Source organism: Pseudomonas graminis (assembly GCF_013201545.1).
Lineage (GTDB): Bacteria > Pseudomonadota > Gammaproteobacteria > Pseudomonadales > Pseudomonadaceae > Aquipseudomonas.
In genome coordinates this window covers 3,885,798-3,898,425 of sequence record NZ_CP053746.1, presented here as the reverse complement: position 1 = coordinate 3,898,425, position 12,628 = coordinate 3,885,798, and the positions used below count along the sequence as shown (strand labels likewise).

At 59.6% G+C, this 12,628-nt stretch carries 14 protein-coding genes; 1 reads left to right on the top strand and 13 read right to left on the bottom strand.

The window, feature by feature from the left end; all coding sequences use genetic code 11:
* Positions 1-240: 240 nt before the first annotated feature.
* Genes FX982_RS17485 through sdhC form a run of 4 tightly spaced genes read right to left on the bottom strand, consistent with a single transcriptional unit; the run spans position 241 to position 3,469 of the window.
* Positions 241-945 (bottom strand): succinate dehydrogenase iron-sulfur subunit, encoded by a 705-nt coding sequence (locus FX982_RS17485; protein ID WP_122538402.1) that lies wholly within the window; start codon positions 943-945, stop codon positions 241-243.
* A gap of 11 nt (positions 946-956) precedes the next feature.
* Positions 957-2,729, bottom strand: coding sequence for a succinate dehydrogenase flavoprotein subunit (gene sdhA / locus FX982_RS17480; protein WP_122538400.1), 1,773 nt, complete (start codon positions 2,727-2,729; stop codon positions 957-959).
* Positions 2,730-2,732: 3 nt separating this feature from the next.
* A complete protein-coding gene (sdhD, locus tag FX982_RS17475) occupies positions 2,733-3,101 on the bottom strand; it encodes a succinate dehydrogenase, hydrophobic membrane anchor protein (RefSeq protein WP_172611791.1) in 369 nt (122 codons plus the stop codon).
* Positions 3,095-3,469 (bottom strand): succinate dehydrogenase, cytochrome b556 subunit, encoded by a 375-nt coding sequence (gene sdhC / locus FX982_RS17470; RefSeq protein WP_172611790.1) that lies wholly within the window; start codon positions 3,467-3,469, stop codon positions 3,095-3,097. Before sdhC ends, sdhD begins: the two co-directional genes overlap by 7 nt.
* A gap of 362 nt (positions 3,470-3,831) precedes the next feature.
* On the opposite strand from sdhC, the gene gltA reads away from it, so the two are divergent.
* On the top strand, positions 3,832-5,121 hold the full coding sequence (gene gltA, locus FX982_RS17465) for a citrate synthase (protein ID WP_037009384.1): 1,290 nt from the start codon (positions 3,832-3,834) through the stop codon (positions 5,119-5,121).
* Positions 5,122-5,206: 85 nt separating this feature from the next.
* Here gltA and FX982_RS17460 read toward each other — a convergent pair whose 3' ends face one another.
* The 9 genes from FX982_RS17460 to FX982_RS17420 form a co-directional block, all read right to left on the bottom strand.
* On the bottom strand, positions 5,207-5,815 hold the full coding sequence (locus FX982_RS17460; protein ID WP_172611789.1) for an START domain-containing protein: 609 nt from the start codon (positions 5,813-5,815) through the stop codon (positions 5,207-5,209).
* A gap of 44 nt (positions 5,816-5,859) precedes the next feature.
* The gene (locus tag FX982_RS17455) at positions 5,860-6,117 is read right to left on the bottom strand and encodes a YkgJ family cysteine cluster protein (RefSeq protein ID WP_172611788.1); all 258 of its coding nucleotides are present in this window, start codon (positions 6,115-6,117) and stop codon (positions 5,860-5,862) included.
* A 94-nt stretch (positions 6,118-6,211) separates the two neighbouring features.
* Entirely contained in the window at positions 6,212-6,889 is a 678-nt protein-coding gene (locus tag FX982_RS17450) for a translation initiation factor 2 (RefSeq protein ID WP_172611787.1), read from the bottom strand.
* Between the two features lie 156 nt (positions 6,890-7,045).
* Complete coding sequence (locus tag FX982_RS17445) at positions 7,046-8,485, bottom strand: PLP-dependent aminotransferase family protein (RefSeq protein WP_122538388.1); 1,440 nt, start codon at positions 8,483-8,485, stop codon at positions 7,046-7,048.
* A gap of 150 nt (positions 8,486-8,635) precedes the next feature.
* The gene (locus FX982_RS17440) at positions 8,636-9,451 is read right to left on the bottom strand and encodes an OmpA family protein (RefSeq protein WP_172611786.1); all 816 of its coding nucleotides are present in this window, start codon (positions 9,449-9,451) and stop codon (positions 8,636-8,638) included.
* Positions 9,448-9,801: a DUF4398 domain-containing protein gene (locus FX982_RS17435; protein ID WP_172613090.1), complete on the bottom strand. Its 354-nt coding sequence runs from the start codon at positions 9,799-9,801 to the stop codon at positions 9,448-9,450. The genes FX982_RS17440 and FX982_RS17435 overlap by 4 nt, the downstream gene beginning before the upstream one ends.
* Before the next feature lie 21 nt (positions 9,802-9,822).
* Positions 9,823-10,644 (bottom strand): substrate-binding periplasmic protein, encoded by an 822-nt coding sequence (locus tag FX982_RS17430; protein WP_438826335.1) that lies wholly within the window; start codon positions 10,642-10,644, stop codon positions 9,823-9,825.
* Between the two features lie 130 nt (positions 10,645-10,774).
* On the bottom strand, positions 10,775-11,704 hold the full coding sequence (locus tag FX982_RS17425) for an electron transfer flavoprotein subunit alpha/FixB family protein (protein WP_122538382.1): 930 nt from the start codon (positions 11,702-11,704) through the stop codon (positions 10,775-10,777).
* Positions 11,704-12,453: an electron transfer flavoprotein subunit beta/FixA family protein gene (locus FX982_RS17420; protein ID WP_065986283.1), complete on the bottom strand. Its 750-nt coding sequence runs from the start codon at positions 12,451-12,453 to the stop codon at positions 11,704-11,706. Before FX982_RS17420 ends, FX982_RS17425 begins: the two co-directional genes overlap by 1 nt.
* Between the last annotated feature and the right edge of the window lie 175 nt (positions 12,454-12,628).

Here is a 12,628-nt window from a genome sequence, read left to right as displayed (position 1 = left end):
TCGGCGTCGATGCCAGCGCAAACTTGAAAAGTCCATGTGCAGCGACTTCAAGTCACTAGGAATCACGCAGATAGTCCGGGTACCAGCCCGGATGCCCCTGCTGGTTTCATTTCTTCAAAATAAGAGCTGAAGCCATACGACAACTGCTCAGGTTAAAACTACGGCGCCGGTTGAAGCCTGCGCCGCAGCGTTTACGGGTGCTGCAGTAGCGGGTGCTGCGATGTTACAGGTGTGGCGAACTCAGACACCGCTTTTGAGCAACATGTTGCGCACGTGACCGATAGCCTTGGTTGGGTTAAGGCCTTTCGGACACACGTTGACGCAGTTCATGATGCCGCGGCAGCGGAACACACTGAACGGATCGTCCATGGAGGCCAGACGCTCTTGCGTTCTGGTGTCGCGGCTGTCGGCCAGGAAACGATAGGCTTGCAGAATCGCAGCAGGACCCAGGAACTTGTCGGGGTTCCACCAGAAGGACGGGCAGGACGTCGAGCAGCAAGCGCACAGAATGCACTCGTACAGGCCGTCGAGTTTTTCCCGCTCTTCCGGGGTCTGCAGGCGCTCGATGGACGGAGCCGGCGTGTCGTTCTGCAGGAATGGCTTCACCTTCTCGTATTGCTTGTAGAAGATGCTCATGTCGACGGCGAGGTCACGGATGACCGGCAGACCAGGCAGTGGGCGAACCACCAGCTTGTTGCCCTTGACCACAGCCGACAGCGGCGTGATGCAGGCCAGGCCGTTCTTGCCGTTGATGTTCATGCCGTCGGAACCGCACACGCCTTCGCGGCACGAACGACGATACGAGAAGCCTTCGTCCTGCTCTTTGACCAGAGCCAGGACGTCCAGCACCATCAGGTCTTTGCCACCGGTGTCGACCTGAAAATCCTGCATGAACGGCGCGGCGTCCTGATCAGGGTTGTAGCGATAAACACTGACTTGCAACATGGCGGTCACCCTTAATAAGTCCGAATCTTAGGTTCAAAAGTCGGAACAGTTTTCGGCGAGAAGTTCACGGCACGCTTGGCTACACGCTTGTCACCCGGGAAGTACAGGGTGTGGCACAGCCAGTTCTCGTCGTCGCGATCTTCGAAGTCTTCACGGGCGTGGGCGCCACGGGACTCCTTGCGATGCTCTGCGGCGATCGCCGTTGCTTCAGCGACTTCCAGCAGGTTTTGCAGCTCCAGCGCTTCGATCCGGGCAGTGTTGAACGCCTGGCTCTTGTCGTTGATCTTGACATTGGAAATACGCGTGCGCAGGTCAGCCAGCTGGGCAATACCCTTTTGCATGTATTCGCCGGTACGGAACACACCGAAATAGTTCTGCATGCAGCTCTGCAGCTCTTTGCGCAGGGTTGCGACGTCTTCGCCATCGGTACGCGAGTTCAAGCCATTGAGGCGAGCCAGCGCTACGTCGATGTCGGTTTCGGAAGCGCGACGGTAGTCGACGCCTTCGTTGAGCGCCTGCTCCAGGTGCAGACCAGCAGCACGACCGAACACCACCAGATCGAGCAGCGAGTTGCCGCCCAGACGGTTGGCACCGTGAACCGAGACGCACGCCACTTCACCCACCGCGAACAGGCCGGGGATGATGGTGTCGACGCCGGCAGCGTCCTGGGTGATCGCCTGACCATGAATGTTGGTGGCAACGCCGCCCATCATGTAGTGGCAGGTCGGTACGACAGGGATCGGCGCAACGGCCGGGTCAACGTGTGCAAAGGTCTTGGACAATTCCATGATCCCTGGCAGGCGGCTGTGCAGCACTTCTTCCCCGAGGTGATCGAGCTTGAGCATTACGTGGTCGCCGTCAGGACCGCAACCATTGCCGGCGATGATCTCTTTAACCATCGAACGAGCCACAACATCACGACCAGCAAGGTCTTTGGCGTTTGGCGCGTAGCGCTCCATGAAACGCTCGCCGTGCTTGTTGATAAGGTAACCGCCTTCACCACGGCAACCTTCAGTGACCAGTACACCTGCGCCGGCGATGCCGGTCGGGTGGAACTGCCACATTTCGATGTCCTGAACCGGTACACCGGCACGCAACGCCATGCCCACGCCGTCGCCGGTGTTGATCAGGGCGTTGGTGGTGGAGGAGTAGATGCGGCCGGCACCGCCGGTAGCCAGTACAGTCGCGTCAGCGCGAATGTAGGAGGTTTCACCGGTTTCGATGCAGATGGCGATGATGCCGACGAACGCGCCGTCCTGGTTCTTAACCAGGTCAACTGCGTAGTACTCGTTGAGGAATACGGTGCCGGCTTTCAGGTTGGCCTGATACAGGGTGTGGAGCAGCGCGTGACCGGTACGGTCGGCGGCCGCACAGGTACGTGCAGCCTGACCGCCCTTGCCGAAGTCTTTCGACTGACCGCCGAACGGACGCTGATAGATGCGGCCCTGCTCGGTACGGGAGAACGGCAGCCCCATGTGCTCGAGCTCGAACACGGCTTCCGGGCCCACGGAACACATGTATTCGATAGCGTCCTGGTCACCGATGTAGTCGGAGCCCTTGACGGTGTCGTACATGTGCCAGCGCCAGTCATCGTTCGGATCGGCCGAAGCGATTGCGCAGGTGATGCCACCCTGGGCGGAAACGGTGTGGGAGCGAGTCGGGAAGACCTTGGTGACGACAGCGGTCTTGTGGCCGCCCTGAGCCAGCTGCAATGCGGCACGCATGCCCGCACCGCCGCCGCCAATAATAATGGCGTCGAATGAAAGCGTATTAATGTTAGCCATGAATCAGATACCCCAAAGAATCTGCACACCCCAGACGAAGTAAGCGAACATCGCAATGCCGCACACCGCCTGAAAAAGGAAACGCACCACTGTCGCGGACTTGCCCAGCGCCATCGGCGTCAGGTAGTCGGTCGCGATGGTCCACATGCCAACCCAGGTGTGAGCCGCCAGGGCTACAAGGGCCAACAGGCTGAAGATGCGCATTGCGTTATGGGAGAAGAGCGCGTGCCACGTGGCGTATTCGATGCCAGGGTGAACGATCAGGTACCCGATCAGGAAAATGAAATAAGCCGCGAGTACAACGGCGGAGACGCGTTGCGCCATCCAGTCATACAGGCCCGAACGAGAAAGGTTGGTGACGTTGGTTACCATATCCACACTCCTGCCAGAACGATCACCACCACAGACACGGCGATAACGATTTTAGAGCCCAGCTTGCCGCCTTCCAGCGTCTCGCCAATGCCCGTGTCCATGATCAGATGACGGATGCCCGCCACCAGGTGATACAGCAGCGCGGACAGAAGAGCCCAGATCACAAACTTGGCCAGCGGACTGGTCAGCCCTGCTTTCACCGACGCGAAGCCTTCCTCGGAGTCGAGCGACAAGTCCAATGCATAGAGCATGATGGCAATGCCGACGAAGAGGATGACACCGGAGATACGATGAAGGATGGACGTGTAAGCAGTGATAGGGAGTTTGATGGTCCTTAGGTCTAGGTTTACAGGTCGTTGGCTTTTCACGGCTTTTTTTCACACTGAAGAGCCCTAACACTCAGGGCAAGTTGTTGGGAAGTGTACTGGTCAGGTACCCACTACCCAGGAAGTGACCAACCCCGTTGAATCGGGCCTGAAAGCCCCTGGCGGTCGGACGCCGAGTATAGACAGTTAGCCAACTAATGACAACGCGCAGACCCCGTCCCAAGGGTGGATTGCTTTAGCCCGATAATTGGCGTAAATGGCCCGTAATTTCGACGAAAATCCCCCGTTAAAGCCTTCTGCTACAAGACTTTTGGCAAATTGACTTTAGAATTTATCTCACTATAGTGATGCGGGCCCTGCGTGGGGGGTCTGTCTGATGATTTGAAGCATAATTAGGAGGCCACATGGCTGATAAAAAAGCGCAGTTGATCATCGAGGGCGCAGCCCCCGTCGAGCTGCCCATTCTGACCGGCACCGTTGGTCCCGATGTTATCGACGTACGCGGCCTGACTGCCACCGGACGCTTCACATTCGACCCAGGCTTCATGTCCACCGCCTCATGCGAATCGAAGATCACCTACATCGATGGTGACAACGGCATTCTTCTGCATCGCGGCTACCCGATCGAACAGCTGGCCGAACAATCGGACTACCTGGAAACCTGCTACCTGCTGCTCAACGGCGAACTGCCAACCGCCGAGCAAAAAGCCGAATTCGTCGTCACCGTGAAGAATCACACCATGGTGCACGAGCAACTCAAGACCTTCTTCAACGGTTTCCGTCGCGACGCCCACCCGATGGCCGTCATGTGCGGTGTGGTCGGCGCCCTCTCGGCGTTCTACCACGACTCACTGGACATCAATAATCCGCAGCACCGCGAAATCTCCGCGATCCGTCTGGTCGCCAAGATGCCGACCCTGGCGGCCATGGTTTACAAGTACTCCATGGGTCAACCCATGATGTACCCGCGCAACGACCTCAGCTACGCGGAAAACTTCCTGCACATGATGTTCAACACGCCGTGCGAGATCAAACCGATCAGCCCGACGCTGGCCAAGGCCATGGACCGGATTTTCATCCTCCACGCCGACCACGAACAGAACGCCTCGACGTCCACCGTGCGCATGGCAGGCTCGTCGGGCGCCAACCCGTTTGCCTGTATCGCCGCCGGTATCGCCGCACTCTGGGGCCCTGCCCACGGTGGCGCGAACGAAGCCGTGCTGACCATGCTCGATGAGATCGGCGATGTGTCCAACATCGACACCTACATCGCCAAGGCCAAGGACAAGAACGATCCGTTCAAGCTGATGGGCTTCGGTCACCGGGTTTACAAGAACCGCGACCCGCGCGCCACTGTGATGAAACAGACCTGCGACGAAGTCCTGCGCGAACTGGGCATCACCAATGACCCGCAGCTCGAGCTGGCCATGCGTCTCGAAGAGATCGCCCTGACCGACCCGTACTTCATCGAACGCTCGCTGTACCCGAACGTCGACTTCTACTCGGGCATCATCCTCAAGGCCATCGGCATCCCTACCAGTATGTTCACCGTGATTTTCGCCCTGGCGCGAACTGTCGGCTGGATCTCTCACTGGAAGGAAATGCTCTCCAGCCCGTACAAGATCGGCCGTCCACGCCAGCTGTACACCGGCGAAGTGTCGCGCGACATCGTTCCGCTGGCCGAGCGCAAGTAACTCGACAGCCACCACGACGACGCAAAAAAAGGCTGCCCTCGGGCAGCCTTTTTTGTGTGTGGCTTTAGCGTCTCAAGCGAACCGATCAGTTCTTTTCGGCTCGGTCCTTCAGCGCTTTCAGGGTGTTGAACGGCGCATCCACCACGAACTTGTTCGCCAGCCAGGACGGCACGCTGCCGCCAGGCTCGGTGTGCACCTGATAGGTCACCTCGGTCAGGTTGTCGCCCTTGGGCACGAACTTCCAGAACCCCTCAACCTGCGCCACCCGCACAAAGCCCTTCTCTTCCGGGATGTACTTGGGCTCGCCTTCCAGCTCACGGGTCACGCTGCCATCGGCGCCTTCCACCGTCGTCACTTTCAGCACCGAATCCCGCGGCGTGACCGGCCACGGTGTATTGAACTGGGAGTAAGTCCAGGTCTTGTCGCCGTCGTGCTTGAGGATCTTCTGCAGTTTGCATTCGTGAATCCAGGCACACGCGCTGGCCACATCTTCCTGCAAAGCACGGAGCTTGCCGATGCCCGCCTTGATCGTGGTCACGCCTTGATAGGCCTTGTACTGCGATCCGGGCACATCGCTGAGGGAGACTTTGATGCCCTCCTCGTTCTTCGCGACTTTCCACTCTTCAGCCTGGGCCGACGCTGCGACCCATACAGTCAGTCCCAGCCCGAAAGCAATGCGGTACAGCGAACTCATATGTTGTTCCTTATTGTTGAAGTTCAGTCACGACCGGTCGCACTTCATGCCACCGATGTCATCTTTTCCCACCAGCCGATCAGTCGAATTGCCTCCTCTGAACTGGTGCCGCAGACTTCAGGCTCCGCCGCAAACTGGCCACACACCGCCGGCCTTTCCGGCTGTCCAAATATGCCGCAGAGCATGTCCAGCGACAGGTGCAGACAGCGCATGCCCGCAGGTTTGCCGTTGGGCATGCCGGGAATCGGTGAGGTAATGGACGGCGCGATGCAGCATGCGCCGCAGCCTGGACGGCATTCCATGAAAAAAACCTGTGTGGCGGTGAGAACGATGGCAGGATCTTACGCGCTAAAACACACGTTTGAAATCGGGCACTGAGACCGGGTCACGGGTTCATCACTTCTTGAATGTGAAATCCAGCGCAGCGCCTTCCACGTCCTTGCGCGCCTCATTGCGCAACTGCAAGTCCATTTCGTTGCTCAGCAGACGGCCTTGCATCTGGAAGTCAGGGTCAGCGTTCGCGTCAGGAAACATTTTCGGAAGCAGGGGCTTGGCACCGGTTGAGGGCGCCTTGGACTTCAACGCGGAGCTGATCACATTAGCCGGCGGGGTCAGCTGCTTGACCATCTCAGGGGGCAGGCTAAGGTCCAGCGGCACTTTGTTCAGCTTGGTTTCCTTCACCACTTGGGACGCCGATTTACTCTTGCTGGCCACTGGGGCACGCCGCGCCACTTCGGCATTATCCGCTTTAACCTTGGCGGATTTGGCGTTGGAGCCCGCCGCCTTATCGTCAGCCGTTTTGGCGTTGGTAATCGCTCGCGGCGTTTCAACCGACGCCTTCCCCGACGCGACAACCGGCACGGTCTTGATATTCGGCGAAAGGGCATGGACCTCTGGCGCTTCAACCGCAGGCTTGTCCGGCACTGCAGACGAAGGCTCAGCTCCAGAGGCAGGCTTCGCTGGCTCGGGAGACGCAGGCGACACAGCGGGCGCATCAGCACGCGCACCGAGCGCCGACGCAGTGGCTTTCGCCGGTGGCGTGGGCGCTTTGTCGGCATCACAAGCGCTAAGCATCACCAACAACATCACACTTACACAACGCAGTGATTTCATAGTCTGAACGGCAGTAAGTAAGACAGGGGCCATATGCTGGCCCTTTGCATGGCGACTGACAAGTTGGCCCTGTCTGCCTCCCCCGATAACGTATGGAAAGCTGGCAACCCTACGAGTTCACCAGGATTGCCCGGCATCCTGGCACAGCTGCTTGGCGAGCATGCCCACTGTCATCAACGCCCTCTCCGCTTCACGGTTCCACGGCAGACCGCAATTCAGGCGAATGCAGTGGTTGAACTGCTCCGTATTACTGAAAATCAGGCCCGGTGCGATGCTGATGCCCTGCTCCAGCGCACGCACGTGCAACTCCTGGGTGTTCACCCGTCCCGGCAGGCTGATCCATAGAATGAACCCACCCGCAGGTCGACTGATCTGCGTGCCTTCCGGGAACATCTGCTGCACCGCCAGCTGAAACGCGCTGAGATTTTTGCGGTGCTCCTGGCGGATAAAGCGCAAGTGCCGGTCATACCCGCCGTTTTCGAGATAAGACGCCACCGCCATCTGCGTCACGCTGCACGCTGAGTGGGTGCTGAAGGTTTGCAGACGCTGGATTTCAGCCTGGTATTTCCCGGCGATCATCCAGCCAATACGCACCCCGGGAGACAGGGTCTTGGAAAAGCTGGAGCAGTAGATGACATGGCCCAGCCGGTCGAAGGCTTTCAAGGCTTTCGTCTTGTTCTGCTCGTACATCAACTCGCCGTAGATGTCGTCTTCGATGATTTGAATGTCGAAGTCCGACGCCAGGCGCAGCAGGTGTTTCTGCCGCTCCTCCGGCATAGTGCTGCCCAGCGGATTGCTTAGCCGGGACGTCATCACCAGCGCTTTGATCGACCATTGATTGGCAGCCAGCTGCAAGGCTTCGAGGCTGATGCCGGTGTTGGGGTCGCTGGGAATTTCGATGACTTTCAGGCCAAGCAGATCAGCCAGCTGCAGCAGGCCGTAGTAGGTCGGGGATTCTGCGGCGATCAGGTCGCCCGGACTGGTCAGCACCCGCAGTGACATTTGCAGCGCGTCGACGCAGCCATGGGTGATCACGACTTCAGACGGGTCGATCACCACGCCAGCGTCGCGCATGCGAATCGCCACCTGACGGCGCAGCGGCTCGAAGCCGGGGCTGAACATGTAATTGAACGCCCGAGGGCTCTGAAAGCGGGTGACCTTGGCCAGTTGCTGGTGCAACGCGCGCAGGGGCAGGTAATCGATGTGCGGGACCGCCGCGCCAAACGCGAACACCCCTTCCCGCCGCGCCTCGACCAGCACCTGTTGAATGATGCTGGCGCGGGTGACCAGGCCGGGGCGCTCCACCCGAGCGATATCGGGAGTCGCCGCCGTGAGGGCCGGGGTTTGGTGCACGTAGTACCCGGACTGTGGCCGGGCGCGGATCAAACCCTGGTCTTCAAGGTTGGCGTAGGCCTGCAGGACGGTGGCATGACTGACGTTGAGCTGAGAGCTCATCTTGCGCACGGACGGCACGCGTTCGCCTGGCTGATACACGCCCCGGCGAATGTCTTCGGCCAGCTGTTGGGCGATGCGTTGGTACAGCAACAGACTGGTCATTTCGCGTCCCTCGATCCTGTGCTTTGATCTTGTATCCGTTGATCAAAAAGCAGGATCACCGGAACAGTTCGGAAGTGTACGGTGACAGTTCCTGTTCCGGCTAGAGGGCGCGGCGTTTGAATCACTCGGATTCCGACATTCCTCTGCGCCTTAGCGAGGCGCGCTCAAATGTCCCTTGTCGTCCGAGAAGACGATTTCGACACGGCGATTCTGTGCACGGCCGCTTTCAGAGGTGTTGGCGTCCACCGGGTACTGATCACCGTAACCTTCAACCTGCATGCGGTCTTCCTCGATGCCCAGATCAGACAGCACGTCAGCAACGGCCTGTGCGCGGTCCTTCGACAGTGCAAGGTTTTCCCGAGCATCGCCAGTGCTGTCGGTGTAGCCCTCAATGCGCACCACACGCTTTGGATTGAATTGCAGGAACTGCACGACCTTCAGCACCGTGCGGTTGGCCGAGCTTTTCAGTTCGGCGCGGCCGGTATCAAAAAGCATGTCGCCGAGGGTCATCACCAGCCCGCGCTCGTTCTGCTGTGTCGACAGACTGATCACCTGATCTTCCGCCCACTTGCCTTGTTGCTGGGCACCTGCCAGCTTGGCTTCACGCAAAGCCAGCTGCAGGCGCTGACGCTCCAGCTCCAGTCGCGCGAGCTTTTCCTGATTCAACAGCAGCTTGCTGTGCTCCCGGGCGATGGCGCTGTAACGGCTGCTCAAGTACGCGTAATGGCTGACGTCGTCAGCGCTGCCGATATAGCTCGACAGGCGCTCGGCCCGGCCGAGCAATTCACCGGCGCGGATGACATCCTTCGGCGCGCTGCGCAGGACGTTGGTGTCTTCCTTGACCTTCTGGTAATCGGCAATGGCACCCTGCAATGACTGCTCACTGCTCTGGTGGCCGGCACAGCCCGCAAGACCGGCACTGGCCAGCATGAGGCCGAGACTGAGGCTTCGCACGACAGCATTCATTGGCTGGCCCCCAACTGCTTGCGCAGACGCTCGAGCCGGGTGTTGACCTGAGCCACCTGCGCTTCGCTCTTCTGGGTCAATACTCGGGCCTCGGCCAGACGCGCGTCCAGCTCGGCCTGTTCGGCCTGCATACGCGCATCCTTGTAGGACTTGTCCGCCATGTCGGCGCGAGCTTGGGTCAGCTTCGCCTGGGCTGTCACCAGGTCCGCCTCTTCATCCGTAGCACCGACTGCAGTGGCCTGGGCGACAGCCTGTTCGGTGAGTTTGAGTTGTTCGGTGGGCGCCGGGTCGTTGGCACAGCCGACGAGGGCGGCGAGCACGACAGCGCCGAATACAGGCTGGATTTTCAAGAGAAAGCTCAAAACACATTCCTACTGATGGAGGGCATTGCCGGACTGCTGCAATTGGTTTTTCCACAGGTCCAGATTGCGCGTGACGGCTTCACCGGAGCGACCGGAAGCCGCCAATTCTGTCATTTTTTTCGCCAGCTGTCCGCGCAGCCATGGATCGTTGCAGGCCGAGTTGAACGACAACGCCAGATAAAACCCCGGATGATCAAGAACCGCGGGCTGGGTTTGCAGGTCTTTGGCGATGTCCAGCGCCTGGGTCACGGCCATCCCGGCGTAGCGGCCCGCCAGGACAAATCCGACCTGCCCCGCCGCCAGTTTCTGAAACGCCTGAACGAGACTGGCCTGCTTCTCCAGCGTCAACTGCGCCCTGATCGCCTGATCGAATCCGGCGGTCACCCGGGTCTTCTCAGACATGGCCCCAGTATGGCCCTGCAGATCGGCCAGTGAGTTGAAGGGCTGCTCGTGGCCGTTGCGGGTCCAGACCATGATGTCGTTCTGGGCGATGGGCGGATGGATAAAGTCCAGGGATTCCAGCTCGGCGCTGTTGAGCGGCGTGTCGGCGAGCATGTCCATGCGCCCGGTGCGCACTTCCTCAAGGGCCTGGCTGCGCTTGCCGCCATACAGCAGCTCGACCTTGACGCCGACCTGCTGCGCGACCTCCTTGAGCAGGTCGGCATTGGCGCCCATCAGGTGTTTGGGGTCCTGCGGGTCGCGCCACAGGTACGGCGGCGCATCCGGGCTGCCGGTGACAATCAGCCGGTCACACTTGCCCGCAGACCAGGCCAGCGACGGCAGCAACAGCAACCCGCCCAGCAGTGAAGCCAGCGTCTGCTTTGGCGACAACATGACGACGTCCTTTTTTCAGCCCATAAAAAAACCCGTCAGATCCGACTGCTTGAGCGCTGGTTCATCAAGTGAACACGCTTGCGGCAGCCCGAACGAACGGGTTCTCTTTATAAGTCAGGGAAGTGGATTAAACCAGCTTCTCCAACTCAGGGATCGCTTCGAACAGATCCGCGACGAGGCCGTAATCCGCCACCTGGAAGATTGGCGCTTCTTCGTCCTTGTTGATCGCGACGATCACTTTGGAGTCCTTCATGCCTGCCAGATGCTGGATCGCGCCGGAGATGCCGACCGCGATGTACAGCTGTGGCGCGACGATCTTGCCGGTCTGACCGACCTGCATGTCGTTGGGCACAAAGCCTGCGTCGACGGCCGCGCGGGAAGCGCCGACCGCTGCACCCAGCTTGTCAGCCAGGGTGTAGAGGTGCCTGAAGTTGTCGCCGTTCTGCATGCCGCGGCCGCCGGAAACAACGATCTTGGCAGCGGTCAGTTCCGGACGGTCGGACTTGGCCAGCTCTTCGCTGACGAAAGACGACTTGCCCGCATCGTGAGCTGCGCTGACGGCTTCAACCGACGCAGAACCGCCTTCAGCTGCCACGGCGTCAAAGCCGGTAGCCCGAACGGTGATGACCTTCACGGCGGCCGACGACTGAACGGTCGCAATGGCGTTGCCCGCATAGATCGGGCGCTTGAAGGTGTCAGCGCTTTCAACCGAGATGATCTCGGAGATCTGGTCGACGTCCAACTGGGCGGCCACACGCGGCAGGATGTTCTTGCCGTTGGAGGTTGCAGCAGCCAGCACGTGGCTGTAGGCCGAAGCCAGCTCGACGACCAGCGGGGCGACGTTTTCCGGCAGTTGGTGTTCGTAGGCCGCATTGTCAGCCACGAGGACCTTGGACACGCCTGCGATTTTTGCAACAGCTTCGCCAACGGCACCGACGTTGTGGCCCGCGACCAGAACGTGAATGTCACCACCGATCTTGGCAGCCGCGGCAACGGTGTTGAGGGTGGCGGGAGCGATTGCGCCGTTTTCGTGCTCAGCGATAACCAGGGTCGTCATCAGATCACCTTCGCTTCGTTTTTCAGTTTATCGACCAGTTCAGCAACCGACTTGACCTTGATGCCTGCACTGCGGGCAGCCGGAGCTTCAACCTTCAGGGTCTTGTTGGTGGACGCAATCGAAACACCCAACGCATCAGGGGTCAGCACTTCGAGCGGCTTTTTCTTGGCTTTCATGATGTTTGGCAGCGACGCGTAGCGCGGCTCGTTCAAGCGCAGGTCGGTGGTGACAATGGCCGGCAGCTTGAGAGAGACGGTCTGCGCGCCGGCGTCGATTTCACGGGTGACATTGACGCTGTCGCCGGAGACTTCGACTTTCGAGGCAAACGTGCCTTGAGCATAGCCGCTCAGCGCAGCCAGCATCTGGCCGGTCTGGTTGTTGTCGCTGTCGATTGCCTGCTTGCCGAGGATGACCAGCTGCGGCTGCTCTTTGTCGACAACAGCCTTGAGCAACTTGGCCACGGCCAGGGAGGTCAGTTCGTCAGCGGATTCTACGAGGATGGCGCGATCGGCACCCAGTGCCAGCGCGGTGCGCAGTTGCTCCTGAGCCGTGGTCGGACCGATGGAAACGACAACGATCTCGGTCGCAACGCCCTTCTCTTTCAGGCGCACGGCTTCTTCTACAGCGATTTCGCAGAAGGGGTTCATCGACATTTTAACGTTGGCGAGATCGACGCCGGAGTTGTCCGCTTTGACGCGAACCTTGACGTTGTAGTCGACCACTCGTTTGACAGCTACAAGAACCTTCATGGATTCCTCGTTTCTCTCCGGTGAAAAGAAAATCGCCAGGCCATGCCCGGCGATGGGTACTCGTCAGTGTAAAGAACACCTGTGAAAACAACGTATTCGCGGTTGCCGAACGCTGATGTCAGCAAAAGTGGCGACGCTACAGCGGCAATCCAAGCCAGACGCTGATCGCCCGTGT

Bases quoted from the DNA above. Each gene is read 5' to 3' on its own strand.
- FX982_RS17420 (WP_065986283.1), bottom strand. From the start codon at position 12,453: ATGAAGGTTCTTGTAGCTGTCAAACGAGTGGTCGACTACAACGTCAAG.
- FX982_RS17450 (WP_172611787.1), bottom strand. From the start codon at position 6,889: ATGCTTAGCGCTTGTGATGCCGACAAAGCGCCCACGCCACCGGCGAAA.
- FX982_RS17460 (WP_172611789.1), bottom strand. From the start codon at position 5,815: ATGAGTTCGCTGTACCGCATTGCTTTCGGGCTGGGACTGACTGTATGG.
- gltA (WP_037009384.1), top strand. From the start codon at position 3,832: ATGGCTGATAAAAAAGCGCAGTTGATCATCGAGGGCGCAGCCCCCGTC.
- FX982_RS17455 (WP_172611788.1), bottom strand. From the start codon at position 6,117: ATGGAATGCCGTCCAGGCTGCGGCGCATGCTGCATCGCGCCGTCCATT.
- sdhA (WP_122538400.1), bottom strand. From the start codon at position 2,729: ATGGCTAACATTAATACGCTTTCATTCGACGCCATTATTATTGGCGGC.
- FX982_RS17445 (WP_122538388.1), bottom strand. From the start codon at position 8,485: ATGACCAGTCTGTTGCTGTACCAACGCATCGCCCAACAGCTGGCCGAA.
- FX982_RS17425 (WP_122538382.1), bottom strand. From the start codon at position 11,704: ATGACGACCCTGGTTATCGCTGAGCACGAAAACGGCGCAATCGCTCCC.
- FX982_RS17485 (WP_122538402.1), bottom strand. From the start codon at position 945: ATGTTGCAAGTCAGTGTTTATCGCTACAACCCTGATCAGGACGCCGCG.
- FX982_RS17440 (WP_172611786.1), bottom strand. From the start codon at position 9,451: ATGAATGCTGTCGTGCGAAGCCTCAGTCTCGGCCTCATGCTGGCCAGT.
- sdhD (WP_172611791.1), bottom strand. From the start codon at position 3,101: ATGGTAACCAACGTCACCAACCTTTCTCGTTCGGGCCTGTATGACTGG.